Genomic DNA, 25,580 nt, shown 5'->3' on the forward strand with positions numbered 1-25,580 from the left:
TGCCATGACGTCGATCGACCCGGCTCTCCGAACAACGCGCACGACCTGTCCCTATTGCGGCGTCGGCTGCGGCGTGCTCGCGGCGTCCGACGGGCGCGGCGGGGCTGCGATCGCGGGCGATCCCGATCATCCCGCCAATCTGGGGCGGCTCTGCTCGAAGGGCTCGGCGCTCGGCGAGACGCTCGGGCTCGAGAGCCGCCTGCTGCATCCGATGATCCGTTGCGGCAAGGAGGGCGTGATGGAGCGCGTCGCCTGGAGCGATGCGCTCGACCATGTCGCCCATCGCCTGAAGCACATCATCGCGCGCGACGGCGCCGGCGCGGTCGCCTTCTATCTCTCCGGGCAGCTTTTGACCGAGGATTATTACGTCGCCAACAAGCTGATGAAGGGTTTCATCGGCTCGGCCAATGTCGACACCAATTCCAGGCTCTGCATGGCCTCCACCGTCGCCGGCCATCGCCGCGCCTTCGGCGCCGACACGGTGCCCGGCAACTATGAGGACCTCGACGCGGCCGATCTTCTGGTGCTGGTAGGCTCGAACGCCGCCTGGTGCCATCCGGTGCTGTATCGCCGCATGCTGGCCAACCGCGAGCGGCGCGGCGCGCGCCTCGTGGTGATCGATCCGCGCCGCACCGATACCGCCGGTGAGGCCGACCTGTTTCTGCCGCTCAGACCCGGCACCGATGCCGCGCTGTTTGCGGGATTGCTCGTGCATCTCGCCGATCACGGCGCGCTCGATGACGCCTATATTGCCGCGCACACGGCCGGCTTCGGCGAGACGCTGGCGCGCGCCAGGGCGATTGCCGGCAGCGCGGCCGCCACCGCGCTCGCAACCGGACTGTCGGAAGCCGATGTCGCAGCCTTCTTCCAGATGTTCCGCGACACGCCGAAGGTCGTCACGCTGTTCTCGCAGGGCGTCAACCAGTCGGCGCAGGGCACCGACAAGGTCAACGCCATCCTCAACTGCCATCTCGCGACCGGGCGGATCGGCAAGGTTGGCGCCTCGCCGTTCTCGCTGACCGGTCAGCCCAACGCGATGGGCGGCCGCGAGGTCGGCGGGCTCGCCAACCAGCTTGCGGCGCATATGGGCTTCACGCCGCCCGACATCGATCGTGTCAGGCGGTTCTGGAAGGCGCCGCGCATCGCGACCCATGAGGGGCTGAAGGCGGTGGCCCTGTTCGATGGCATAGCTCGCGGCGAGATCAAGGCGCTGTGGGTGATGGGCACCAACCCGGTGGTGTCGCTGCCGGAAGCCGATCTCGTGCGCGACGCCCTGAAGAAGCTCGACCTTTTTATCGTCTCGGAGAACGTCCGCCACAACGACACGGTCGATGCGGGAGCGCACGTGCTGCTGCCGGCGCTCGCCTGGGGCGAGAAGTCGGGCACCGTGACCAATTCCGAGCGGCGGATTTCCCGCCAGCGCGCGTTCCTCACCGCGCCCGGCGAAGCGCGGCCGGACTGGTGGATCGTCTCGGAAGTGGCAAAGCGCCTTGGCTTCGGCGCGGCCTTCGACTTCAAGTCGGCCGCGGCGATCTTCCGCGAGCACGCCGCGCTGTCCGCCTTCGAGAATGACGGCGCGCGCGACTTCGACATCGGCGGCCTGCAGGCGCTGTCGGAGGAATCCTATGACGCGATGGCGCCGGTGCAGTGGCCGGTGCGATCGGGCGCGCGCGAGGGCGAGCCGCGGCTGTTTGCCGATGGCGGTTTCTTCACCGGGGATCGCAAGGCGCGCTTCGTCGCGCCTGACGTGCCGGCGCTGCGCAGCGAGACCAGTCCTGCCCGGCCGCTGCGGCTCAACACGGGGCGCATCCGCGACCAGTGGCACACCATGACGCGGACAGGCCTGAGCCCGCGGCTGGCGGCGCATCTCGCCGAGCCCTTTGTCGAGATCCATCCCGACGACGCCGCGCGCTTCGGCATCGTCGACGACAGCTTTGCGCGCGTTGCGACCGACCACGGCCAGTGCGTCCTCAAGGCGGTGGTCAATCCGAGCCAGCAGCGCGGCATGCTGTTCGCGCCGATCCACTGGAGCGCGGCGAACGCATCAGCCGCGCGTGTGGGCGCGCTGGTCGCGCCCTTCACCGATCCGTTCTCCGGCCAGCCCGAAGCCAAGGCGACGCCGGTGTCGATCGCGCCGTATGAATATGTGTTTCGCGGCTTCGTGCTGTCGCGCCGGCCGGTCGCGCTGCCCGACAACGTCTGGTGGGCGCGCGCCGCGGTCGAAGGCGGCCATGGCTATCTGTTCGCCGACAACGCCGACCTCGACCGCTGGTCGTCGTGGTTCGGCGCGTCGGCCGGCGATGACGTCGCCGAATACCGCGACCTCAGCGGCGGGGTTTTTCGCGCGGCATCGTTCCGCGACGGCCGCATCGAGACCTGCCTGTTCGTCGGTCCTGCGCACGACGCCGGCGACTGGAACGTGATCAAGAGCCTGTTCGCCGGCGAGCGCCTTGATGGCGAGCAGCGCCGCATGCTGCTGTCGGGCCGCGCGGCGGATGGCGTCGCGAGCGCCGGACCTGCCGTCTGCGCCTGCTTCGGCGTCGGCCGCCATGCGATCGCGGAGGCGATTGCCTCCGGCGCCGTCACTGCGGAGGCGATCGGCGCGCGGCTCAAGGCCGGCACCAATTGCGGCTCCTGCATTCCGGAGCTGAAGCGGCTGATCGCGCAGGTGCGTATCGATTCCACTCGGCGGCATTTGACCGCTGCCGCTCGCTAGCAGCCTTCACCGTCATTCCGGGGCGCGTCGAAGACGCGAACCCGGAATCTCGAGAATCCGGGTCTGGCGCACCATCCCGGAATGACGGAACAATCGACGATCCGGCGTTCGTCCTCTATGGTGCGCCCGCGCGGGGACGCGGGTGACGCAAGAAAATGCACTATCTGGAAACGCCGCCGAAGCTGATCGGTACAAAAGTCTTTTCCGCGATGCCGGAAAAATTCCGTCGCAAGGGCGTCGCCACCGAATGGGCCGACGCCAACCGGCCGGGGCAACCCACCGACAGCTTCATCGAAGGCCCGGCGTTCGACGCGGCCGGCCATCTCTACGTCGTCGATATTCCCTTCGGACGCATCTTCCGGATCGCGCCCGACGGCGAGTGGTCGCTTGCGATCGAATATCAGGGTTGGCCGAACGGGCTGAAGATCGCCCCCGACGGACGCGTGCTCGTCGCCGATTACCGGCACGGCATCATGGAGTTCGACGTGAGAGCGTCGGCCATGCGTCCGCTTCTCACCTCACGCAACTCGGAATCCTTCCGCGGCTGCAACGACCTGCATCTCGCTGGAAATGGCGACATCTATTTCACCGACCAGGGCCAGACCGGCCTGCATGATCCCACCGGCCGCGTCTATCGGCTGACGACCGGCGGCAGGCTCGATTGCCTGCTCGATACCGGCATCAGCCCGAACGGGCTGGTGCTCGATCCGAGCGAGACCGTGCTGTTCGTCGCGATGACGCGCGACAACGCGGTGTGGCGCCTGCCTTTCATGAAGGACGGCAGCGTCTCGAAGGTCGGCCGCTTCTGCGCGCTGTTCGGCGCCAGCGGCCCGGACGGCATGACGATGGACGATGCGGGCAACCTGTTCGTTGCGCACGCTTCTCTCGGACACGTCTTCGTGTTTGCGCCGAACGGCGAATGTATCGCGCGCATCAAATCATGTATGGGGGCGACCACGACTAATGTCGCGATCGGCGGCGAAAATCATGACCATCTCTACATCACGGAGTCGGCGACCGGCTCGGTTCTGGTCGCGGACATCAGCGGGCTGGACAAGTCGTAGGGTGGGCAAAGCGATAGCGTGCCCACCGCCTCACGCGCACAGCGCAGATGGTGGGCACGGCGCGAAGTGCGCGCCTTTGCCCATCCTACAGGAAATTTGAAGCGCACAACGCGAGGTAAGCGATGCGACAACAGAGTTTCGGCCGTGGCGGCGCCGAGGTGCCCGTGATCGGGCAGGGTACCTGGTACATCGATCGCGGCCATCGCGGCGAGGCTGTTGCGGCGCTTCGCCGCGGCATCGCGCTCGGCATGACCCATATCGATACCGCGGAGATGTATGGCGACGCCGAGCTCGTGATCGCGGAAGCGATCGAGGGCCTGCGCGAAAACCTCTTCCTGGTCTCGAAGGTGCTGCCTAGCAACGCCTCGCGGCGCGGCACCATCACCGCCTGCGAGCGCTCGCTGAAGCGGCTGAAGACCGATCATCTCGACTGCTATCTGCTGCACTGGCGTGGCTCCTATCCGCTGGAGGAGACGGTGGCGGCCTTCGAGGCGCTCAAGGGCGCCGGCAAGATCCGCTCCTGGGGCGTCAGCAATTTCGACGCCGACGATCTCGACGAATTGCTTGGCGTGGCGGGCGAGGGCGCGATCGCCTGCAACCAGGTGCTCTATCACCTGAAGGAGCGCGCGATCGAGCACGCGGTGATCCCGTGGTGCGAGCGTCATGGCGTCGCGGTCGTCGCCTATTCGCCGTTCGGCCATAACGATTTCCCGCTGCCGCGCAGCGAAGAGGGCAAGGTGCTCGCGAGGATCGCCGACGCGCACAAGGCGACGCCGCGCCAGGTGGCGCTCGCCTTCCTCACGCGCGATCGTTCGGTGTTCGCGATTCCGAAGGCGTCGAATGCGGAGCATGCCGCCGAGAACGCCGCGGCCGGCGACCTCGTGCTGACGGCGGGCGAGATCGCCGCGCTCGACAAGGCGTTTCCGCGGGGGCCGAAGCCGCGCAGCCTGCCGATGCTTTGAGGGCTTTGTCGCGCCGCGTGCGTTTGGCGGGACACTGTTTCTTACGAAATGTTGCAGGCCGTGCTGCGGCGCGGTTGCGGCAGGCCGCCGCGGTCGTCAATGCATATCGGCATCCTGTTTTCGGCGGTTGTGGAGCGGCGCTGTTTGGCGTTTTCTGCAAGCTCTCCTGATTCGAATATTGTCCGAGCCACATTTGTGACCCCGCCACCCGCCGCAGCAGCCGCAAGGCTGGATAGCGTTTCGCTGCCATTGCCTGAGAGGAAGCCCGCCCGGCGCCGCGCGCCTGCGCGCGCCGACCGGCCGTTCAAGGGCATCGCGCTGATCCTGATCTCGACGGTGTTTCTCGGCTCCTCCGATGCCACTGCGAAATATCTCTCCACGAGCCTGCCCTCGATCGAGATCGCCTGGATCCGCTTTCTGGTGTTCGCGCTGATCATGACGCCGGCAATGCTGCCGGCCTCGCCGCTCTATGCGCTGCCGACCCAGAACCTCAAGCTGCAGCTGATGCGCGGCACGGCGCTGCTCAGCTCTTCCCTGCTGTTCATCTCGGGCTTGCGCTTCCTCCCGATCGCGGAATGCTCCGCCACCGCCTTCGTATCGCCGCTGTTCGTCACCGCGCTGTCGCTCGTCTTCCTCAGCGAGAAAGTCGGCCTGCGGCGCTGGATCGCGACCACGGTCGGACTTCTCGGCGTGCTGATCGTCCTGCGGCCGGGCACCAACGCCTTCCATGTCGCCGCCTTCTTCCCGCTGGTGTCGGCGCTGGCCTGGGCTGCGACATTGATCATGACGCGGATGATGAGCGGCAAGGACCGCGCCATCACCACCATGACCTATTCGTCGATCGCGGGCCTCTTCATCCTCACCGCGATGGTGCCTGCGGTGTGGGTCACGCCGAGCTGGAACGCGGTCCTGCTCGGCATCTTCATCGGCGTCGCCTCGACCGCCGGGCAGTGGATCGTGGTGCTCGCCTTCCGCTATGCGGACGCCTCCGTGCTGGCGCCGTTCTCCTACGTGCAACTGCTCTGGGTCTCGATCCTCGGCTTCCTCCTGTTCGGCGAGATGCCCGACGTCTGGACCGTGACCGGTGCCGGCTTCATCGTCGCGAGCGGCCTCTACACCGCGCATCGCGAGCGGGTGCGGCGCTCGCAATTGCTGGCTGCGGCGGCCGAGCCCACGCCGAACGCGTGAGGGAGGCGCCCCTTCCCAAATGAGAAGGGTTCGTTGCCGGACCGCCACAACCGCCGGGAATCTCGGTCAGGCTCCTGTCAGAAGTGCAACATTCGTGCGTCTTTTGCGCACATCGAGCAGCCCGGCTTGGTGACTCCGTCGCCCTGATTTGCGAATGTTCCCCGCGCGGAATCTCCCTGCCAAAAGGGAGGACCGCGGCAGGGCTGGGGCTTGGGAAGTTTGGCACAAACGGGATGGCGAGCCGGGGCGGCGCTCGCGGCGGCCTTGGCCGCATGCGGCGTCGCGAACACTCCTGCGCGCGCCCAGCAATATTTCAACGGTGCACAGACCGCGCCGAACGGCGCGATCAATGGCGGTGGCGGCGTCTGGAACAACGCTACCACGAACTGGACCAACGCCACCGGAAGCGTCAGCGGCGCCTATGATCCGGCGCGGGCGACCACGACGTTCGGCGCGTCAGGCTCCTCGACCCCGGCGCGCGGCGGCACCGTCACGGTCGATCCGGCCGGCGTCCAGCTCACGGAGACGGTCCGGTTCCGCGCCACGGGCGACAACTCGATCTACACCATCCAGGGCGGCAACCTCACCACGGCCGCGGGAGGCACGATCTTCGACGTCGCCGCCGTTCCGAACAGCCTTGCGTCGGCGATGATCGCTGCCGGGATCGTCGGCGGCGACGACGTCACCGTGCAGGGCGGCGGCACGCTGGTGCTTTCCGGCATCAACAGCTATGCCGGCGCCACCAACGTCAACGCGGGCACGCTGCTGGTGACGGGCTCGATCGGCTCCTCTGCCGTCGTGCTGGTCGATCACGGGGCGACGCTGGGCGGCACCGGCACGGTGGCGGCGAGCTTTCTCAACGGCGGCGCGACGCTGGCGCCGGGGCTGCCGAATGCGCTGGGCACGCTTACGGTCAACGACATGCTGCTGTTCTGCGATTGCACCTTCTACAACGTGAAGGTGACGTCTGGCGGCAGCGATCTCACCCGGGTCGTTCCGTTTTCCGGAGGGCCGGCAGCCGCCGGGCTTGACGGGACCGTGCGGGTCGCCTCGCTCAACAATTCCTACAGGTTCAACTCGCCCTATACCATCCTGACCGCCCAGGGCGGCTTCGATCTCGGCTCCGGCCCGACCACGTTCTCTTCCTTGGTCACGCCCACCGGCATCAACGGGTCGCTCGGCTATACGGCAACCGACGTCAATCTGACGCTGACATCAGCGCTCGGACAGCTGGCTGGGCTCAACGTCAACCAGCGCAACGTCGCCGCCGCGCTCGATAGCGCGTTCAACAATTCGGGCAATTCCGGCGCGCTCGGCGCGATCTTCAGCGGCAATGTGCCGCAAAACCTGACGCAGGCCTCCGGAGAGCTTGCGACGGGAACGCAGCAGGCGACGTTCTCCGCCATGAACATGTTCCTCAACCTCCTGACCGATCCGTTCCTCGGCGGCCGCGACGGCAATGCGGCGCCGGTGCCGGCGCAGCCTTACGCAGCGGAAGGCGAGGGCGCGCTTTCCTATGCCGCAGGCAAGAAGGCGGCGCGGGACGCGTTTGCGAAAATTCCGACCAAGGCGGATGCGGCGCGCAACGATCTGCTGGACGGCAGGTGGAGCCTGTGGGGCACCGCGTTCGGCGGCGGCGCCACCATCGACGGCAATGCCGCGCTCGGATCGAACTCGGCCGGCGTGCGCGCCTTCGGCTTCGTCGGCGGCGCCGATTACCGAATCTCGCCCGCGACCATCGCGGGCTTCGCGCTGTCGGGCGGCGGCACCAGTTTCAGCGTCGCCGGCTCCGGCACCGGGCGTTCGGACCTGTTCCAGGCCGGCGCCTTCGTGCGCCATGGCGTCGGCGCGGCCTATGTCGCGGCCTCGGTGGCCTACGGCTTCCAGGACGTGACGACCGACCGCATCGTCACGGTGGGCGGCCCGGATCATCTGCGTGCCGAGTTCAACGCCAACGCTTTCTCCGGCCGCGTCGAGGGCGGCTACCGCTTCGCAACGCCGTGGCTGGGCGTGACACCCTATGCCGCCGCGCAGTTCACCAGCTTCAGCCTGCCGGCCTATGCTGAACACTCGCTGATCGGCAATGGCGCCTTCGCGCTGGCCTATGCCGGCAAGGACGTCACCGATCCCCGCAGCGAACTCGGCGTTCGCACCGACCGCGCTTTCGCGATGCAGGACGGCATCCTCACACTGCGCGGCCGTCTCGCCTGGGCGCATGACTTCAACACCGACCGCAATGTCGCCGCCGCCTTCCAGACGCTGCCAGTCGCCTCCTTCATCGTGGGCGGTGCCGCGCAGGCGCGCGATTCCGCGCTCACGACCGCTTCCGCCGAGATCAAATGGCTGAACGGCTGGTCGGCGGCCGCGGGCTTCGAGGGCGAATTCTCCTCGATCAGCCAGTTCTATGCCGGCAAGGGCACCGTGCGCTACACGTGGTAGGGCGGCCGCGGATTTCCTCACCGGCGAAAGGACGGGTATGGTCGTCGGCATGGCGCGCGATGATTCCGACCGTCCAGCCGTCCTTGCCCATCAGCGCTTTGTCGCGGACCGGCAATCCTTTGCAGGTCTGGATCTGCGCCAGCGCTTCCAGCGCATCCATGACACCAATTTGTGGGGTGCGCCGGCATCGGTCTCCGGTCTGGGCTCGGAGCTGGATGCGACGGCAGCGCTGCGCCAGCAATTGCCGCATCTGTTGCGCAGGCTTGGCGTCGTCTCGCTGCTCGACGCGCCCTGCGGCGATGCCGGCTGGATCAGTGCGGCCGGTCTCGGCGTGCGCTTGGCCGGCGTCGACATCGTGCCCGAGATCATCGCGCGCCTTCAGGCCCGTGTGAGGGCCGGCGAGATCGCGGGTGATTACCGTCTCGCTGACATCACCAGCGATCCGCTGCCGCGCTGCGATGCGATCCTCTGCCGCGACTGCCTGGTTCATCTTGCCTTCGCCAATATCGGCCGTGCGGTCGAGAACTTCCGCCGCTCGGGTGCCGTCTGGCTGATCACGACGACGTTTCCGGAGTGGCGGGACAACTGCGATTGCGAGGACGGCGACTGGCGCGCGCTGAATTTCGAGCGCGCCCCGTTTGGCTGGGGAGCGCCGCTCGAGCTGATCAACGAGAACTGCGCCGAAGGCGAGGGCGGCTGGGGCGACAAGAGCCTCGGCGTGTGGCGGCTTGACGCGATCGGATAGGTTCGGCGCGGCCAGACCGTCAGCACCGCGCTGGTCTACCGCTTCAATTGGGATAACCGGTGGTGACCTGCCGGTGCAGCTCGCGACTGAATTTGAGTTGATCATCAACCTGAAAACGGCCGAGCAGATGGGGCTGACAATTCCGCCTGCGCTCATTGCCCGCGCCGATGAGGTTCTTGATTAGGGGTAGAGCGGACTTGTGTCATGTGATCCCACCGGCGTTTTTGACCGACAGCAGTCCTGCACCCGCTTGGTGGCCCGGCCTGGCCGAAGCCTAGCCATCTCAATAGTCGATTAGCTTAGCGGCTGCCTCGCGAAAAGTGATAGGATCAATATCGCTCGGGGCGGGATTTATCGGACGATGGTGACGGTTCTCAGGAGGTTTTTCAATGTCCAGCCGTATCTTGGGACTCACGACATCTGCTCTTATTCTGGCGTACGGCACTGTCGGTGCCTTTGCACAGAACCAAACGGCGTCCCAACCAGATCAGCAACAGATGCAATCGCATCCCATGGGCCAGGAAGGCGCGGGCCCGATGGGGCACGGAAGCATGATGGGCGGTGGCATGATGGGACATATGATGGGGCGCGGCATGATCGGTGGAGGCGTGATGGGACCACCTTTTATGATGCGTATGATGTTCGCTCTGATGGACGCGGACGGCGACGGGACCATCTCACTGCAGGAGTTTCAGGCAGCTCACGAACGAATTTTCAGGGCAATGGACACCAATAAGGACGGCAAGCTTACGCTGGAGGAGATGCAAGCGTTCATCCACGGGACCAGGTGATCGGTTTCCGTGCGGCAGTCTGACGAGTAGGCAGAGCACCGTGGCGACCCCTGAAATCGCCTGCGCGAAAAAGCCAAATTCACGCGAGGGTTCAACGTGATTTGGGTGGTCCAGTCCTTACGCGAAAAATAAATCGCTTGAGCCGTCGGGCAAATCAGTGGCTTCAATCGCCCCGTTCCGCGCCTGATCAAGAGGGGCGTATCGCGATCGTCACGGACGTTCGGCGCGGGATGCGATGGACGCCTTGGCATCAACTGACGAGTGATGCTGACGCGGACGGCGAAGTCGTGTGGTCCTGATGCCCCGACGCTGGCATCAAGTTCGCGAGAGGCACGCTTCTCGCTGATGACGGTGGCAAGAAAGCCCGGTCACCGGGGAGAGCACGAAGGAAACCGTTAAAACCAATCGCGCAGGGAAGGCCGGGATGTTGCGGCGTACCTGTGGTGACTAACTCGTGTGCTTTCTTCATTTGCACGCGAGGCTGCGGGTGCGACCATGCACCCGGCTTTCCCTGCGCCCTCTGTTTGCCGAGGGACACGATATTGCAAGACCTCGGGCAAATGCTGTCGCGGGAACGCGGGCGTGTGCCTTTGATCATTGGATCGGAAAATCGTTCAGCGAATCCGGATCACCTCGCCCCGCTTGCGGGGAGAGGTCGGCGCGTAGCGCCGGGTGAGGGGGACTCTCGAGCTTTCGCGCTGTTCGAGATTCCCCCTCACCCCGACCCTCTCCCCGCAAGCGGGGAGAGGGAGAAGCTACACCGGCAGCGCGATGGAATACTTCACCTGGCTCAGTGCAAAGCTACTCTCGATCGAGGCGATGCCATCGAGCCGCGTCAGCTTGTTCTTCAGGAACGCTTCATAGGAGGAGAGGTCGGCGGCGACCACGCGCAAGAGATAGTCGCGGTTTCCCGTCATCAGGTAGCACTCCAGCACCTCGTCCCATTTCGAGATCGCCTTTGCAAAGCGATCGAGATCCTCTTCCTTCTGCCGCGCGAGCTTGATCGAGATGAACACGCTGACATGCAGGCCGAGCGATTTCTGGTCGACGGTCGCGATGTAGCGGGTGATGACGCCGCGCTCTTCCAGCAGTTTGACGCGGCGATGGCAGGGCGACACTGACAGCCCGACCTTGTCGGCGAGCTCGGCCATGGTGATGCGGCCGTCGGCCTGCAAATGCCCGAGGATCTTGCGGTCGATGGCGTCGAGGTCTGTCATTGGGATAAAATCGCTTCTATTGACGGTGGATTGGGATGATATACCAAGTATGGCGGGTATGGCGCGAAAATTTGAGAATTTTGCGCCCCGCCGCGGCGTTAACATCCGGTTTTCAAGCACGCGCTCCGGAGCCTCGCCATGACCACCGACCCGACCCGTCTTGCCCTGCTGTCGGCGCTGTCGCGCAAGGTGCTGTGGCTGTCGTCCTGGACCATCCACCACGCCAACCACATCCGCGCCAACACCGATGGCTTGAAGGTCGGCGGCCATCAGGCCTCATCGGCCTCGCTCGCCACCATCATGTCGGCGCTTTATTTCCACGTGCTGCGCCCCGAGGACCGCGTCGCGGTCAAGCCGCATGCGAGCCCGGTGTTTCACGCCATCCAGTATCTGTTCGGGCGGCAGAGCCGCGAGAAGCTGGAAAACTTCCGCGGCTACAAGGGCGCGCAGTCCTATCCCTCGCGCACCAAGGACACCGACGATGTCGACTTCTCGACCGGCTCGGTGGGCCTGGGCGTCGCGCAGACGCTGTTTGCCTCGCTCGTGCAGGATTACGTCAAGGCGCATGGCTGGATGAAGGAGCGGCCCGAGGGCCGCATGATCGCCCTGGTCGGCGATGCCGAGATGGACGAGGGCAACATCTTCGAGGCGCTGCTCGAGGGCTGGAAGCACGGCCTGCGCAACGCCTGGTGGGTGGTCGACTACAACCGCCAGAGCCTGGACGCCGTGGTGCGCGAGGGACTGTGGGCCAAGTTCGAATCCATGTTCCGCAATTTCGGCTGGGACGTCGTGATCGTGAAATACGGCTCGCTGATGCGGCAGGCCTTTGCCGAGCCCGGCGGCGACAGGCTCAAGCAGTGGATCGACAACTGCCCGAACCAGATGTACGCCGCGCTCTGCTTCCAGGGCGGTGCCGCCTTCCGCAAGCATTTGCAGGACGACATCGGCGACCAGGGCGAGGTGTCGCAACTGATCGACCGCCGCAGCGACGAGGAGCTGCTCGCGCTGATGTCCAATCTCGGCGGCCATGACATGGCGAGCATGCTGGAGGCCTTCGAGTCGATCGATCACGACCGCCCGGTCTGCTTCATCGCCTACACCATCAAGGGCGTCGGCCTGCCGTTCCAGGGCCACAAGGACAACCATGCTGGCCTGATGACGGTCGCGCAGATGGAGAAGTACCGGCAGGCGCAGAACATCCGCGAGGGTCACGAGTGGGACAAGTTCGAGGGCCTCGACCGCGACCCGGCCGAGCTTGAAGCGTTCCTTGCGAACGTGCCGTTCAGCCGCGTCGAACGCCGAAGGCTGGATGCGCCTGTCATCGACGTGCCGGCGCAACTGACCTACAAGCCTGCTGCCCAGATGTCGACGCAGCAGGGCTTTGGGCTCGTGCTCAACGAGATCGCGCGCGGTGACAGCGAGCTTGCTGCGCGCATCGTCACGGCGTCGCCCGACGTCACCGTGTCGACCAATCTCGGCGCCTGGGTCAATCGCCGCGGCCTGTTCGCGAAGGCGGAGAACCACGACCTGTTCCGGCAGGAAAAGATCCCGTCGGCCTACACCTGGGAGTTCTCGCCCAAGGGCCAGCACATGGAGCTTGGCATCGCCGAGATGAACCTGTTCATCCTGCTCTCCGCGCTCGGGCTGTCGCACCAGATCAACGGCGAGCGGCTGCTGCCGGTCGGTACGCTCTATGACCCCTTCATCGAGCGCGGCCTCGATGCGCTGAACTATGCCTGCTACCAGGATGCGCGCTTCATGGTGGCGGCGACGCCGTCAGGAATCACGCTCGCGCCCGAGGGCGGCGCGCACCAGTCGATCGCGACGCCCCTGATCGGCATGGCGCAGGACGGGTTGTCGTCGTTCGAGCCGGCCTTCGTCGACGAGCTTGCCGTCATCATGGCGTTCGGCTTCCGTCACATGCAGGGCGAAGGGGCGGAGGGCGGCTCGATCTATCTGCGGCTGTCGACCCGAACCATCGAGCAGCCGCAGCGGATGATCACGCCCGATCTGCAGCGCGACATCACCGAGGGCGCCTACTGGCTGCGCAGGCCGGGCGCGAATTGCGATCTCGTGATCGCCTATACCGGCGCGGTGGCGCCCGAGGCGATCGAGGCCGCCGGGCTGATCGGCGAGAGCCATCGCGACGTCGGCCTGCTCGCGGTTACCTCCGCCGATCGGCTGCATGCCGGCTGGACCGCGGCGCGAAGCTTGCGGCGCGACCGCCGCGGGGTTCAATATTTGAGCCATATCGAAAAGATGCTGGCGGAACTGCCGCGCGACTGCGGCATCGTCACCGTGCTCGACGGCCATCCCGCGGCGCTCGGCTGGCTCGGCAGCGTGCGCGGCCACCGCGTCGAGGCGCTCGGCGTCGAGCACTTCGGCCAGACCGGCACGATCGACGAGCTCTATCGCCATTATGGACTGGACGCCAATTCCATCATCGACGCGGCGGAAGGCGTCACCTCGGGCGCGCCGGTGCGGCATCGCAAGATGGCGGTGTGATCTTCACCCTCCCCTAGAGGGGGAGGGTCGCCGCGAATGAAATGAGCGGCGGGGTGGGGTGATCGTGTCGTCCACTGCACACCCCACCCCGTCACGCATTTCGCTTCGCTCATGCGTGCCGACCCTCCCCCTCCAGGGGAGGGTAAGGAGAAGGGATCACCTTGCCAGCGCCGCATCATCGATCCTATATCCAGCGTGTGCCGCATCGCCGGCCGCTCGCATATGGCGGGTTCAATTGTCGGGACTTTCGTGCAAGGATGCTTGCCGAACGCGTTCCCCTTCCATTCGCTCCGCTCTAAAGAGGTTTCCGATGGTCAATCGCATGCAGTTCTACATCGACGGCGCCTGGGTCGATCCGGTCGTCAAGAAGTCCACGCCGGTGGTCAATCCGGCGACGGAAGAGGCGATGTACGAGATCGCGCTCGGCTCCAAGGCCGATCTCGACAAGGCGGTGGCCGCGGCAAAACGCGCCTTCGCGACCTATTCGCAGACCAGCCGCGAGGAGCGCGTCGCGCTGCTCTCCAAGGTCATCGAGATCTACAAGGGCCGCATGAAGGAGATCGGCGCCGCCGTCTCCGACGAGATGGGCGCGCCGCTGCCGATGGCGGAAAAGCTGCAGGCCGGCGCCGGGCTCGGCCATCTCATGAACACGCTCGAGGTGCTCAAGAAGTACGAGTTCGAGGAGGCAATGGGCACCGCGGTGGTGGTGCGCGAGCCGGTCGGCGTCATCGGCATGATCACGCCGTGGAACTGGCCCTTGAACCAGATCACCTGCAAGGTCGCGCCGGCACTGGCCGCGGGCTGCACCATGATCCTCAAGCCGTCCGAATTCACGCCGACCTCCGCGCTGATCTTCGCCGAAATCCTGCATGAAGCCGGCGTGCCGAAGGGCGTGTTCAACCTGATCAACGGCCTCGGCCCGGAAGTCGGCGCCGCCATGAGCGAGCACCCCGACATCGACATGATCTCGTTCACCGGCTCGACCCGCGCCGGCATCGATGTGGCGAAGCGCGCCGCCCCGACCGTGAAGCGCGTCAGCCAGGAGCTCGGCGGCAAGTCGCCGAACGTGATCCTCGACGATGCCGATCTCACCAAGGCGGTGACCGGCGGCGTGATGCACATGTTCAACAACTCGGGCCAATCCTGCAACGCGCCGTCGCGCATGATCGTGCCGCTGTCGAAGATGAAGGAAGTCGCCGCGATCGCCAAGGGCGTCGCCGAGAAGACCAAGGCCGGCGATCCCCGCGCCGACGGCACCACGATCGGTCCGGTCGTCAACCGCACGCAGTGGGACAAGATCCAGGCGCTGATCAAGAAGGGCATCGACGAGGGCGCCACCCTGGTTGCCGGCGGTCCCGGCCTGCCGGAGGGCGTCAACAAGGGCTACTATGTGCGGCCGACCATCTTCGCCGATGTCACCAATGAGATGACGATCGCGCGCGAGGAAATCTTCGGCCCCGTGCTGACCATCATCGGCGCCAAGGACGAGGCTGATGCGGTGAGGATCGCCAATGACACGCCCTATGGGCTTGCCGGTTACGTCTCGGCTGGCACCGTCGACCGCGCCCGCAAGGTGGCGCGGCAGATCCGCGCCGGCAACGTCAACCTGCAGGGCGTGCCGAACGAACGCAGTGCGCCGTTCGGCGGCTACAAGCAGTCGGGCAACGGCCGCGAGTGGGGCAAGTACGGCCTCGAGGAATATCTCGAGGTGAAGGCGGTCGCCGGCTTCAACGCGGCTTGAGCGTTCGTCGTCATTGCGTAGGGTGGGCGGGGGCGCCTCGGCGGCCGTGCCCACCTTGCGGAACTATCCTCCGAACGCGCCCTGCGTATTCACATAGAGCGCGTAGATCGACTGGCTCGCCGCCATGAACAGGCGGTTGCGCTTCAATCCGCCGAAGCAGACATTGGCGCAGCGCTCGGGCAGCGCGATGCGGCCAATCGGGGCGCCGTCGGGCGCGAACACCATGACGCCGTCGAGCTCGGCGCTGCCCATGCCCCAGCCGCACCAGAGGTTGCCGTCGATGTCGCAGCGCATGCCGTCGGGGGTGCCGGGGCCGGCGTCGATCAACACGCGCTTGTTGGTGATCCTGTCGCCGCCGGGGGCGACGTCATAGGCGAGGATCTTGCGGTTCGGCGCCCCGCGGGATTCCACGATGTAGAGGATTTTCTCGTCGGGCGAGAAGCAGAGCCCGTTCGGACCCAGCACGCCCTCGGCGACGATTGCGGCTTTGCCGGTCTCGCCGTCGATACGGTAGACATTGGCGTCGATCTCGGGCTCGGCCTTGTAGCCTTCGTAATTGCCGAGCAGGCCGAACACGGGATCGGTGAACCAGATCGAGCCGTCGGACTTCACCACGACGTCGTTGGGCGAATTCAGCCGCTTGCCGTTGAAGGAGTCCATCAGGACGGTGATCGAGCCGTCATATTCGGTGCGCACCACGCGCCGTCCGCCGTGCTCGCAGGTGACGAGCCGGCCCTGACGATCGCGGGTATTGCCGTTGGCGAAGTTCGAGGGTTTTCGGAAGATCGAGACCGCGCCGGTTTCTTCCTCCCACTTGATGATGCGCTGGTTGGGGATGTCGCTGCACAAGAGATAGCGCCCGTCACCGACCCACACCGGGCCCTCGGCCCAGCGCAAACCCGTGGCGAGGCGCTCCACCGCGGAAAGCTTCAGCCAGTATTTCTCGAAGCGGGGCTCAAGCGCGTGGATCGCCGGATCGGGATAGCAAGTCGCAGGCCGCCAACCCTGGGCGTGAGAAGATGCATCTGACATTTGCTGTTCTCGTTGTTGCGTTTCCTCGGCCATAGTCTGCTATCATTGCCAGCCGATGACCGCAAACGACCAAGAAACGAGGAAACGAAAATGCCACGCATATTGATGACCGGCGCGTCGGGAGGAATCGGCACGTCCTTGCGCAAATTGCTGCCGGCGCTCTATCCGGATCTCGTGCTCAGCGACATCAGGAAGCCGGCCGACCTTGCCCAGAGCGAAAAATTCAAGGCGGCCGATCTCGCCGACCTCGCCCAGGTGGAGGCGATCTGCGAGGGCATCGACGGCATCCTGCACTTCGGCGGCTATTCGGTCGAGGGACCCTGGGACGAAATCCTGCAGTCGAACATCATCGGCTGCTACAATCTGTTCGAGGCGGCGCGCAGGAAGGGCGTCAAGCGCGTGGTGTTCGCCTCCTCGAACCATGCGGTCGGCTTCTATCCGCGGGATCACCGGATCGGCACCGACGTCACCACGCGGCCCGACAGCCGCTACGGCGTCAGCAAGGCTTTTGGCGAGGCGACCGGCGCGCTCTATGCCGACAAGCACGGCATCAAGGTGACCTGCATCCGGATCGGCAATTTCGGCGACAAGCCGCTTGACCACCGAAGACTGTCGATCTGGCTGAAGCCGGAGGACCTCGTGCAGCTCTGCCGCATCGGGCTTGAGCATCCCGACATCCATTTCGAGATCTTCTACGGCGCCTCCCATAACGAGCGGTCGTGGTGGGACAACCACCGCGCCTATGATCTCGGCTATCGTCCGACCGGCCGCGCCGAGGATTTTCGCGAGCATGCCTTTGCCGAGCAGAAGAAGCTCAAGCCCGATCCGGTCGGCGACTTCTACCAGGGCGGTACGTTCTGCAGCATGGAGTTTTCCGGCGACAAGAGCCGGATCATCGACTGGAACAAGCGAAGCTAGCGCATTCCTTCGCCCGCGATGCGGGCGAGGTAGTCCGACTTGCTGAACTGCATGTGGTCGACGCAGAGCTGGGCGAAGGCCCAGCGATCGCGTCCCCTGAGCAGCTCGATCATCAGCTCGTGCTGGCGGCGCGACAGCGCGAGGCCTTCCTGGTCGGCAAGGTTCTTGGCGCGCATCGGCAGCGTCAGGTTCATGTAGTCGCGCAGCGATTGCACAAGGTAGGGATTGCCGCAGGCCGCAAACAGCGCGAGGTGGAAGGCGTCGTTGGCCTCATGGATGCCGCGCAGGTCGCGCGCATCGGCTTTGGCGCAATAACGCCGCTGCAGTTCGCTCAGCTCCTCGATCAGCTCGGCCGGCGCCGGCAGCGCGATCATCAGCGCCGCCTGTCGCGTCAGCATCTCCCGCACCTCGTAGATCTGGCGGACCTCGTCGGCCGAATAGAACCGCACGGTGGCGCCGACATTCTTCTCGCGCAGCACGATGCCCTGGCGTTCGAGCTGGAACAGCGCCTGGCGGACAAAGTGACGGCTCGCGTCATAGCGGCCCATCAGCGTGTCCTCGACGAGGCGCGACCCCGGCGCGAAGCGGCCGAAGATGATGTCCTCTTCGAGCCGGCGGATGACCTCGGCCTGCTCTTCCTCGCGGCTCAGTGCGGCCATTTCGGCGACGGCCTGCGGCTTCATGGTTGCTCGCTCGGGATCATGGCGCGACGTCATCATGCGCACGCGTTATTGTCAATAATCACGAGGTTTTTGATCGCATCAAAGCCGGATTCCGGCTTAGATCACCAATATTGACAATAATTCAACGTGCTCCTTAAGTGGAGCTCGATAGCGACAGGACACACGACGATGGCAGACGGGCTTCGCAAGGGACTGACGAGTTATGGCGATGCCGGCTTTTCGCTGTTCCTGCGCAAGGCCTTTATCAAGGCGATGGGCTATTCCAACGATGCGCTCGATCGCCCGATCGTCGGCATCACCAACACCTATAGCGACTACAACCCTTGCCACGGCAACGTCCCTGACATCATCGAGGCGGTGAAGCGCGGCGTGATGCTGTCGGGTGCGATGCCCTTCGTGTTTCCGACCATCTCGATCGCCGAGAGCTTTGCCTATCCGACCTCGATGTATCTGCGCAACCTGATGGCGATGGATACCGAGGAGATGATCCGCGCCCAGCCGATGGACGCGGTGGTCGTGATCGGCGGCTGCGACAAGACGCTGCCGGCGCAGATCATGGCCGCGATCTCCGCCGACCTGCCGACAGTCGTCATTCCCGTCGGGCCCATGGTGGTCGGCCATCACAAGGGCGAGGTGCTCGGCGCCTGTACCGATTGCCGCAGGCTATGGGCGAAATATCGCGCCGGCGAGATCGATGATGCCGAGATCGAGGCCGTCAACGGCCGCCTTGCGCCGTCGGTCGGTACCTGCATGGTGATGGGCACGGCGTCGACCATGGCCTGCATCACCGAGGCGCTCGGCCTGTCGCTGCCGATGAGCGCAACGATTCCGGCGCCGCATGCCGAGCGTTTCCGCTCGGCGGAGGCGAGCGGCCGGGTCGCGGCCGGCATGGCGAAGGCGAGGGGGCCGCGGCCGAGCGAGATCCTCAACCAGGCTTCGTTCCGCAACGCGCAGGTCGTGCTGCAGGCGATCGGCGGCTCGACCAACGGCCTGATCCACCTGACCGCGATCGCCAACCGCACCAGCCTTCGCATCGACCTCGAAGCCTTCGACAGGCTGGGCCGCGAGGTGCCTGTGCTGGTCGACCTCAAGCCATCGGGCGATCATTACATGGAGCATTTCCATCATGCGGGCGGCGTGCCGAAGCTGATGGCGCAGCTCGGCAACCTCATCGACCTCGACGCGAAAACCATCACCGGCCAGACGCTGCGCGAGGTCGTCGCGGCTGCTGAGGAGGTGCCGGGGCAGGATGCGATCCGCCCGCGCAACCATCCGATCAAGCCGGAAGGGGCGCTTGCCATCCTGCACGGCAATCTGGCGCCGCGCGGCGCGGTCATCAAGCAGTCGGCGGCGAGCGAGAGGCTGCTGCAGCACACCGGGCGCGCCGTGGTGTTCGAATCCGTCGAGGACATGACGCTGCGGGTCGATGACCCCGATCTCGACGTCACTGCCGATGACGTGCTGGTGCTGCGCAATGCGGGACCCAAGGGTGCGCCGGGGATGCCGGAAGCGGGCTATCTGCCGATCCCGAAGAAGCTCGCGCGCGCCGGGGTGAAGGACATGGTGCGCATTTCAGACGCGCGGATGAGCGGTACGGCCTTCGGCACCATCGTGCTGCATATCACGCCGGAAGCCGCGGTCGGCGGGCCGCTCGCGCTGGTCAAGACCGGCGACATGATCCGCCTCGATGTGGCGAAGCGCAGCATCGAGCTTTTGGTCGAGGCGAGCGAACTGGAGAAGCGCCGCGCGGCGCTGAAACCTGCGGCGACGCCTGACTGGGCGCGGCGCGGCTACGCGCAACTCTTCAACGAGTCGATCCTGCAGGCCGACGAAGGCTGCGACTTCGATTTTCTCCGCGAGCAGGGCAAGGGCTAGCGACCGCTTCGCTCGGCCTGTGACGCCAAGGGATCTGCGTCGGCGCTCACGGCGCGCCATCGCGTGTGATTGTCAACAATCTGTCAGGAAGGCTTCGCTGAAGTGCTGATCTCGCCCACTTGTCCGGATGAATTATTGACAATCCTTCTGGCTTGATGGGATGATCCCGGCAAAATCAAAACGGGGGGATTGCGTGACGAAAAATCCAGCGAAATTCGTCGGCGCGGCCATCACGGCAATCGGCATCCTGCTTGCCGGCGGCGCGTGCGCGCAGGAGGTGAAGCACTATCGCTTCGCGCACGACCAGCAGCTCAACTCCGGCTACAGCATCGCCTACGACATCTTCTCGGCGAAGCTGAAGGAGTTGAGCAAGGGCACCATGCTGGTCGACCAGTATCCGGGCGCCCAGCTCGGTCAGGAGCCGCAGATCCTCCAGCTCGTGCGCTCCGGCGACATCGATTTCGCGATCGTCTCCTCCGCCAACACCTCGACGATCTCGCCGCAGGCCGGCGTGATGTCACTGCATTTCCTGTTCCGCTCCGAGCAGCACGACATCAAGGCGCTCGGCGATCCCAAGGTGTTCGAGGCGGTGCGCGAGATGATCGACGACACCGTGCAGGGCATTCACGCGATCGCGCTGGGCACGCAGGGTTTTCGGCACATGTACGGCAAGAAGGAGGTGCACAAGGTCGACGACCTCAAGGGCTACAAGGTGCGCGTCCAGGCGACCGCGACCGAGGACACCATGTTCGCCGCCTATGGCGCGCAGACCGTGCACATGCCGTTCGGGAGCGTCTACACCTCGCTGCAGACCGGCGTCGTGGATTTCGGCGAGAACGCGGTCAATGTCTACCTGATCAACAAGCATTACGAGGTCGCGCCGGTCCTGTCGCTGACCGAGCACGAGGCCAACAACGCCATCGTGTGGATCAGCGACAAGCTGTGGCAGAGTCTCAGCGCCGAGCAGAAGCAGTGGGTGACGATGGCCGCACGCGAGGTCAGCGAGCAGGAGCCGAAGCGGGCGTTCGAGTTGGAGAGGACCGCCGCCGCCAGGCTGGAGAAGATCGGCGTCAAGATCGTCAAGGATGTCGACAAGGCGGGCTTCCAGAAGATCGCCGACCCCTACCTCGACAAGCTCGCCAAGGACCTCGGCCCGCATGCGGAGAAGATCAAGAACCTGATCCGCGCGATCAACTGACGCCCTCGCTTTGCCCTCCCCTGGAGGGGGAGGCATAGGCCGCCTTCGGCGGCCGTCCTTTTAAGACGCCGAAGCGAAGCTTCGGCTATGGCGAATGCAAATGAGCGACGGGGTGGGGTGACGCTCATCTCGCTGCCTCACCCCTCGTCTCACATTTCGCTGCGCTCAACGGGAGCCGACCCTCCCCCTCCAGGGGAGGGTGGAGGAGGAATACGGAGCCTACTCGACGATGCCGATCGCCGACAAACTGGTGCTGCAGCGGCAGCGTCACCTCAAGTGGCGGGCCTTCGACCGGCTTGAGCTTGCCTTGATGATGCTGTGCGGCGTCCTGTGCTTCGGCTTCTCGCTCTCGGTCGCTGCCGACGTTGTGACGCGCACCATCGGCCATCCATGGCTGTGGTTGCAGGAAGTAACCTCCAATCTCTTCGTCTACGCGATCTTCATCGGGGCCGCGGTCGCCACGCGCCGCAACGATCACCTCTACCTCACCGCAATCGCGGAGGCGATGCGCGGCACGCCGCGTCTGATCATCGAGATCGCCATTCGCCTCGTCGTGCTCGCCGTCGCCATTTGCCTGATCTGGTACGGCTATCTGAACTATCTTCGCGGCTTCGGCAGCTTCCGCCTGCCGTCGGGCACGCCGATCGCCTCGCTCTACGCGGTGATCCCGTTGTCGGGCATCCTGATCGCGCTGTTCACGATCGAGCAGCTCGTCAACGGCATCACGAACGGCTTCGATCATCCGGAGCCGGACGAGGAGGGTGCCGGAAGCGTCGATGTTCAGACGAGGGCAGGGACGTGAGTGCGCCCGTCATCCTCGCCTTGATGTCGTTCTGCTTCCTGTTCTTCGGCTATCTCGGCGTGCCGGTACCGTTCTCGTTGCTGGCCGGCGTGTTCATTGGCGCCTATTTCGCCGACGTTTCGCTCGCGGCGATCGTCCAGAAGATCTTTGACGGCGTCGATTCCGAGGCATTACTCGCCATTCCGTTCTTCCTCCTGGTCGGCGAGCTCATGAGTTCCGCCAATGTAGTGGTGCGGATCGCGAACCTGTCGCTCTCCCTGGTCGGCCATATCAGGGGCGGGCTGTCGCAGGTCGTGGTCGTCTTCTCGATGTTCTTTTCGGAGATGTCGGGCTCGACCACGGCCGACGTCGCGGTCATGAGCCGCGCACTCGGCGGCCCGATGAAACGCGAAGGCTATACGCCCGCCTTCATCGCCGCGATCATCGCTGCCGCCTCCACCATCGCCGCCCTGGTGCCGCCGAGCATCACCGCGGTGGTCTACGGCGCGGTCGGCAACGTCTCGATCGCAGGCCTGTTCATGGCCGGCGTCGTCCCCGGCTTCATGATCGGCTTCGGGCTGATGATCTATTGCTATTTCTTCGGCCCCTCCGGCATGCGCAAGCCGCGCGCGCCGCTGCGCCAGATCGTATTTGCGACCGGCGACGCTGCGCTGCCGCTGATGATCCCCGTGATCCTGCTCGGCGGCATCCTCACCGGCTGGTTCACGCCGACGGAAGCCGGCGTCGTCGCGGTCGCGTGGATCATCCTGGTCGTGATCCCGGCGCTGAACCGCAAGCATTTCGCGCGCATTCCCTACGATTTTTGCCTCGCGGGGCTGATCTTCTCGCTGCCGCTGATCACGATCGGCGCGGCGAACGCCTTCGGCTGGATGCTCGCCTACTTGCGCGGCGCCATTACCATCGCCGGTTGGATCACCTCGATCGCCGGCAACGATCCGCATCTGATCATGCTGTTGATGGTGCTCCTGTTCACCGTGGTCGGCGACTTCATCGAGCCGGTGCCGACCATCATCATCTTCATGCCGCTGGTGAATGCGCTGACCCAGGCCGGCGACATCAACGGCGTGCATATGGGGGTGGTGCTGATCGCGACGCTTGCCTTCGGCCTGATCACGCCGCCTTATGGGCTCGTGCTGCTGATGGCCTCGAAATTCGTCGGCATCAGCTTCTCCAAAGCGTTGCGCGCGGCGCTGCCGATCTACGTGGTGTTCCTGGCCACCATCACTTTCACGATCTTTTTCCCTGAAGTGGTGCTCTGGCTGCCCAAGCACGTGATCCCGGAATCGGTCGGCTGCTTCAAATCGCCGGCGGGAACGGGCTATATTTGTCCGCAGCAGTGACGGGAGGCACGATGATGATGAAGACCGCGCTTGTTGCCTTTTCCGTGCTGCTCCTCTGGCCGCAAGGAGCCTTTGCACAAATGAAAGTGCTGATCTCGGGCGGCTTCTCGGGCGCGTATGAACGGCTGCTGCCGGAGTTCGAGCAGGCGAACGGCGTGAAGGTGATTACGGGATCGGGCGCCTCGCAGGGCGACGGACCGCAGACCATCGGCGCGCAGCTTGCACGTGGCGAACCGGCTGACGTGGTGATCCTCTCGCGCGAAGGCCTCGACGGCCTGATCGCCGCGAACCGGATCGCCGCAGGCACCGACGTCGATCTGGCCCAGGTCGGGGTTGGCGTCGCGGTGCGCACGGGGACGGCAAAGCCGGACGTCGGCACGGTCGAAGCGGTCAAGCAGACGCTGCTCCGCGCCAAGCTGATAGTCGTGCCGGCCAGCACCTCCGGCATCTGGCTCACCAAGGATTTGTTTCCGCGGCTCGGCATCGCCGAGAAGATCAATGTCAAGATTTCGCCGCGCGGGGCCGGCGCAACCGCGATGGTCGCAGCCGGAGAGGCGGATCTTGGCGTACTGCCGGTCAGCGAAATCCTGCATGCCGCCGGCGTCGAGCTTGCCGGCGTTTTTCCTGCGGAAATCCAGTTCATCCAGACGTTTTCGGCTGCCGTGGTCGCGGGCGCAAAGGAGGCAGAGGCCGGCAGGAAGTTGATCGAATTCCTCGCCTCGCCACGCGCGTCGGAGGCGATCAAGGGTGCCGGCCTGGAGCCGCGCGTCGCCAGGAACTAAAGCATGATCCGGAAGAGCGGGTACCGGTTTTCCCTCGCGACAAACGCGGAACGCGTTTGCGCGGAGATCATGCTCAAACAAAAAGCTAAAGCGCGATGGCGATTCAACCTGAAGCCATCGCGCTTTGGCGGCGCCGCTCAGCCGACCTCCACCACGCTCCACGCATCCTCGCTTCGCGTGAAGCGGAACGGCCGGCCGTGGCCGTTCTTGAAGAATTTTCCGGTCAGCGTCTGTGCCATCGATTGCATCACCGCGTCATGGCAGACAAACAAGACCTCGTCCTGCGGGTGACGTTCGAGCCACTGGTTGACGCTTGCCAGCGCGCGCGAGGCAACGTCGGCCCAACGCTCGGAGTCCGCGGGCAACATGTCGACCAGTCCCTGCGCGCTATCCTTGCCGTGCCGGATCATCAGCTCGCGTACCGGCTTGCCTTCGAAGCTGCCGAAATCGAGCTCGATCAACCCATGCTCGAGCGCAACCGTTTTCGAGGCAATGCCGGCGATGATCTCGGCGGTCTGCACAGCGCGGCGCAGGGGACTTGAGACAACGTGTCCGAGCGCGATGGTACGCAGTTTCTCCGCGGCCGCGTGCGCCTGCGCAATCCCGTCGTCGTTCAGCGGATTGTCGGTGCGGCCCTGGAAGCGGCCTTGCCGGTTCCAGTCGGTCGCGCCGTGACGCAGGCAGATGAAGGAGCGCGATGGGGCGAGGGCGGCGCTCATTTTCCCTTGCTGGTGAACTTCTTCACCGCGATCCGGAATTCCTCGGTGTGCATCGCCCTGACGATGTTGTGTTCCTCGGCGTCGAGCTGCTGCTTCGTCGGGGTGGTCGCGGCCTGATAGACCAGCGACTTGGTGCCTGCGATCGCGGCGGATGGATTCTGCGCCAGCCGCGCGGCGAACTGCCGCGTCGCTGCCTTCAACTCGGCCGCAGGGACCACCTTGGCGACGAGGCCCCATTCATACGCCTGCTGCGCGCCAAAACTGTCCTCCGACAGGAAGATCTGCAGTGCGCGCCGCGTTCCGACCGTGTCGACGATGCCGACTGTGCTGCCGCCGTCCGGGGATACGCCGATCTTGGCATAGGCCGGCGTGAAGCGCGCGTCCTCGGCGGCGATGCAGAGGTCGGTGACGAAGGCAAGGCCCATGCCTGCTCCGGCGGCCGAGCCGTGGACGCTCGCCAGTACGATCTTCGGCATCCGCCGCACGGTCTCGATGAAGGCGTGATAATGCTTCAGGAGCTCGCCGACGACGGGGGTCACCGTGCCGGCTTCCGCCGCGGCGCCGATAGTCTGGAGATCGCCGCCGGCGCAGAAGGCGCGGCCTTCGGCTTCGATGACGAGCACGCGGACGGCGTCATTGGCCTCGACCTCACGGCCGAGCTGCTCGAGCCTCTCGGCGATCGCGAGGTTGATGGAATTGAATGCGGCCGGCCGGTTGAGCGTGATGGTGGCGATCGGGCCTTCGATCCGAAGCAGCGCCGGATCGTCGGAGGCGGCGGGATTGGTTGTCGACATCGGGAAAGCTCCGGCTGGAGGTGTTGTCCGCGATTAAAACCAAGACGGCGAGGGGTGACAATCCCCCGG

General features: G+C 65.3%; 20 protein-coding genes. 15 read left to right on the top strand and 5 right to left on the bottom strand.

The features are described from left to right. The first annotated feature begins 4 nt into the window (after window positions 1-4). The 7 genes from QOU61_RS12465 to QOU61_RS12495 all read left to right on the top strand — a co-directional run bounded on the left by QOU61_RS12465 (window position 5) and on the right by QOU61_RS12495 (window position 9,905). Window positions 5-2,716, top strand: a complete 2,712-nt coding sequence (locus tag QOU61_RS12465) for a nitrate reductase (protein WP_289658747.1) — start codon at window positions 5-7, stop codon at window positions 2,714-2,716. Window positions 2,717-2,871: 155 nt separating this feature from the next. After that, on the top strand, window positions 2,872-3,780 hold the full coding sequence (locus QOU61_RS12470) for an SMP-30/gluconolactonase/LRE family protein (protein WP_289658749.1): 909 nt from the start codon (window positions 2,872-2,874) through the stop codon (window positions 3,778-3,780). Between the two features lie 122 nt (window positions 3,781-3,902). Further along, window positions 3,903-4,742, top strand: a complete 840-nt coding sequence (locus QOU61_RS12475; protein WP_289658751.1) for an aldo/keto reductase — start codon at window positions 3,903-3,905, stop codon at window positions 4,740-4,742. Between the two features lie 243 nt (window positions 4,743-4,985). Further along, window positions 4,986-5,930, top strand: coding sequence for a DMT family transporter (locus QOU61_RS12480; protein WP_289661476.1), 945 nt, complete (start codon window positions 4,986-4,988; stop codon window positions 5,928-5,930). Between the two features lie 264 nt (window positions 5,931-6,194). Next, the gene (locus tag QOU61_RS12485; RefSeq protein ID WP_289658753.1) at window positions 6,195-8,369 is read left to right on the top strand and encodes an autotransporter outer membrane beta-barrel domain-containing protein; all 2,175 of its coding nucleotides are present in this window, start codon (window positions 6,195-6,197) and stop codon (window positions 8,367-8,369) included. 37 nt (window positions 8,370-8,406) lie between these two features. Continuing rightward, complete coding sequence (locus QOU61_RS12490) at window positions 8,407-9,114, top strand: class I SAM-dependent methyltransferase (protein WP_289658755.1); 708 nt, start codon at window positions 8,407-8,409, stop codon at window positions 9,112-9,114. A 389-nt stretch (window positions 9,115-9,503) separates the two neighbouring features. Beyond that, entirely contained in the window at window positions 9,504-9,905 is a 402-nt protein-coding gene (locus QOU61_RS12495) for an EF-hand domain-containing protein (RefSeq protein WP_289658757.1), read from the top strand. 755 nt (window positions 9,906-10,660) lie between these two features. Here QOU61_RS12495 and QOU61_RS12500 read toward each other — a convergent pair. After that, on the bottom strand, window positions 10,661-11,122 hold the full coding sequence (locus tag QOU61_RS12500; protein WP_289658759.1) for an Lrp/AsnC family transcriptional regulator: 462 nt from the start codon (window positions 11,120-11,122) through the stop codon (window positions 10,661-10,663). Between the two features lie 138 nt (window positions 11,123-11,260). On the opposite strand from QOU61_RS12500, the gene QOU61_RS12505 reads away from it, so the two are divergent. Both QOU61_RS12505 and QOU61_RS12510 read left to right on the top strand, forming a co-directional pair. Further along, a complete protein-coding gene (locus QOU61_RS12505) occupies window positions 11,261-13,627 on the top strand; it encodes a thiamine pyrophosphate-binding protein (RefSeq protein WP_289658761.1) in 2,367 nt (788 codons plus the stop codon). 310 nt (window positions 13,628-13,937) lie between these two features. Further along, complete coding sequence (locus QOU61_RS12510; RefSeq protein WP_289658763.1) at window positions 13,938-15,368, top strand: aldehyde dehydrogenase family protein; 1,431 nt, start codon at window positions 13,938-13,940, stop codon at window positions 15,366-15,368. 63 nt (window positions 15,369-15,431) lie between these two features. Here the strand turns inward: QOU61_RS12510 and QOU61_RS12515 are convergent, their stop codons facing one another. Then, complete coding sequence (locus QOU61_RS12515) at window positions 15,432-16,400, bottom strand: SMP-30/gluconolactonase/LRE family protein (RefSeq protein ID WP_289658765.1); 969 nt, start codon at window positions 16,398-16,400, stop codon at window positions 15,432-15,434. A gap of 90 nt (window positions 16,401-16,490) precedes the next feature. Between QOU61_RS12515 and QOU61_RS12520 the strand changes: the two genes are divergently transcribed. Continuing rightward, a complete protein-coding gene (locus QOU61_RS12520) occupies window positions 16,491-17,318 on the top strand; it encodes an NAD-dependent epimerase/dehydratase family protein (RefSeq protein ID WP_289658767.1) in 828 nt (275 codons plus the stop codon). Here QOU61_RS12520 and QOU61_RS12525 read toward each other — a convergent pair. Then, the gene (locus QOU61_RS12525; protein WP_502876952.1) at window positions 17,315-17,977 is read right to left on the bottom strand and encodes a GntR family transcriptional regulator; all 663 of its coding nucleotides are present in this window, start codon (window positions 17,975-17,977) and stop codon (window positions 17,315-17,317) included. The two genes, QOU61_RS12520 and QOU61_RS12525, sit on opposite strands and share 4 nt — an antisense overlap. A 192-nt stretch (window positions 17,978-18,169) precedes the next feature. Between QOU61_RS12525 and QOU61_RS12530 the strand changes: the two genes are divergently transcribed. From QOU61_RS12530 to QOU61_RS12550, 5 genes are all read left to right on the top strand, one after another. After that, a complete protein-coding gene (locus tag QOU61_RS12530; protein WP_289658771.1) occupies window positions 18,170-19,876 on the top strand; it encodes an IlvD/Edd family dehydratase in 1,707 nt (568 codons plus the stop codon). A gap of 193 nt (window positions 19,877-20,069) precedes the next feature. Next, on the top strand, window positions 20,070-21,074 hold the full coding sequence (locus tag QOU61_RS12535) for a TRAP transporter substrate-binding protein (protein ID WP_502876922.1): 1,005 nt from the start codon (window positions 20,070-20,072) through the stop codon (window positions 21,072-21,074). 229 nt (window positions 21,075-21,303) lie between these two features. After that, complete coding sequence (locus tag QOU61_RS12540) at window positions 21,304-21,876, top strand: TRAP transporter small permease (RefSeq protein WP_289658773.1); 573 nt, start codon at window positions 21,304-21,306, stop codon at window positions 21,874-21,876. Next, entirely contained in the window at window positions 21,873-23,216 is a 1,344-nt protein-coding gene (locus QOU61_RS12545) for a TRAP transporter large permease (RefSeq protein ID WP_289658775.1), read from the top strand. The genes QOU61_RS12540 and QOU61_RS12545 overlap by 4 nt, the downstream gene beginning before the upstream one ends. An 11-nt stretch (window positions 23,217-23,227) precedes the next feature. Next, window positions 23,228-23,998: a substrate-binding domain-containing protein gene (locus QOU61_RS12550; RefSeq protein ID WP_289658777.1), complete on the top strand. Its 771-nt coding sequence runs from the start codon at window positions 23,228-23,230 to the stop codon at window positions 23,996-23,998. A gap of 137 nt (window positions 23,999-24,135) precedes the next feature. On the opposite strand, the gene QOU61_RS12555 is transcribed toward QOU61_RS12550, so the two are convergent. Both QOU61_RS12555 and QOU61_RS12560 read right to left on the bottom strand, forming a co-directional pair. After that, window positions 24,136-24,717 (bottom strand): histidine phosphatase family protein, encoded by a 582-nt coding sequence (locus tag QOU61_RS12555; RefSeq protein ID WP_289658780.1) that lies wholly within the window; start codon window positions 24,715-24,717, stop codon window positions 24,136-24,138. Beyond that, window positions 24,714-25,511 carry an enoyl-CoA hydratase/isomerase family protein gene (locus QOU61_RS12560; RefSeq protein ID WP_289658782.1) on the bottom strand — a complete coding sequence of 266 codons (798 nt, stop codon included), beginning with the start codon at window positions 25,509-25,511 and terminating at the stop codon, window positions 24,714-24,716. Before QOU61_RS12560 ends, QOU61_RS12555 begins: the two co-directional genes overlap by 4 nt. Window positions 25,512-25,580: the final 69 nt, after the last annotated feature.

It is taken from the genome of Bradyrhizobium sp. NP1 (genome assembly GCF_030378205.1).
Lineage (GTDB): Bacteria > Pseudomonadota > Alphaproteobacteria > Rhizobiales > Xanthobacteraceae > Bradyrhizobium.

Excerpts from the sequence above, each read along its gene's own strand:
- QOU61_RS12465 (WP_289658747.1), top strand. The coding sequence starts at position 5 with ATGACGTCGATCGACCCGGCTCTCCGAACAACGCGCACGACCTGTCCC.
- QOU61_RS12470 (WP_289658749.1), top strand. The coding sequence starts at position 2,872 with ATGCACTATCTGGAAACGCCGCCGAAGCTGATCGGTACAAAAGTCTTT.
- QOU61_RS12475 (WP_289658751.1), top strand. The coding sequence starts at position 3,903 with ATGCGACAACAGAGTTTCGGCCGTGGCGGCGCCGAGGTGCCCGTGATC.
- QOU61_RS12490 (WP_289658755.1), top strand. The coding sequence starts at position 8,407 with ATGGTCGTCGGCATGGCGCGCGATGATTCCGACCGTCCAGCCGTCCTT.
- QOU61_RS12495 (WP_289658757.1), top strand. The coding sequence starts at position 9,504 with ATGTCCAGCCGTATCTTGGGACTCACGACATCTGCTCTTATTCTGGCG.
- QOU61_RS12500 (WP_289658759.1), bottom strand. The coding sequence starts at position 11,122 with ATGACAGACCTCGACGCCATCGACCGCAAGATCCTCGGGCATTTGCAG.
- QOU61_RS12505 (WP_289658761.1), top strand. The coding sequence starts at position 11,261 with ATGACCACCGACCCGACCCGTCTTGCCCTGCTGTCGGCGCTGTCGCGC.
- QOU61_RS12510 (WP_289658763.1), top strand. The coding sequence starts at position 13,938 with ATGGTCAATCGCATGCAGTTCTACATCGACGGCGCCTGGGTCGATCCG.
- QOU61_RS12515 (WP_289658765.1), bottom strand. The coding sequence starts at position 16,400 with ATGTCAGATGCATCTTCTCACGCCCAGGGTTGGCGGCCTGCGACTTGC.
- QOU61_RS12520 (WP_289658767.1), top strand. The coding sequence starts at position 16,491 with ATGCCACGCATATTGATGACCGGCGCGTCGGGAGGAATCGGCACGTCC.
- QOU61_RS12525 (WP_502876952.1), bottom strand. The coding sequence starts at position 17,977 with ATGGCCGCACTGAGCCGCGAGGAAGAGCAGGCCGAGGTCATCCGCCGG.
- QOU61_RS12530 (WP_289658771.1), top strand. The coding sequence starts at position 18,170 with ATGGCAGACGGGCTTCGCAAGGGACTGACGAGTTATGGCGATGCCGGC.
- QOU61_RS12540 (WP_289658773.1), top strand. The coding sequence starts at position 21,304 with ATGCCGATCGCCGACAAACTGGTGCTGCAGCGGCAGCGTCACCTCAAG.
- QOU61_RS12550 (WP_289658777.1), top strand. The coding sequence starts at position 23,228 with ATGATGATGAAGACCGCGCTTGTTGCCTTTTCCGTGCTGCTCCTCTGG.
- QOU61_RS12555 (WP_289658780.1), bottom strand. The coding sequence starts at position 24,717 with ATGAGCGCCGCCCTCGCCCCATCGCGCTCCTTCATCTGCCTGCGTCAC.
- QOU61_RS12560 (WP_289658782.1), bottom strand. The coding sequence starts at position 25,511 with ATGTCGACAACCAATCCCGCCGCCTCCGACGATCCGGCGCTGCTTCGG.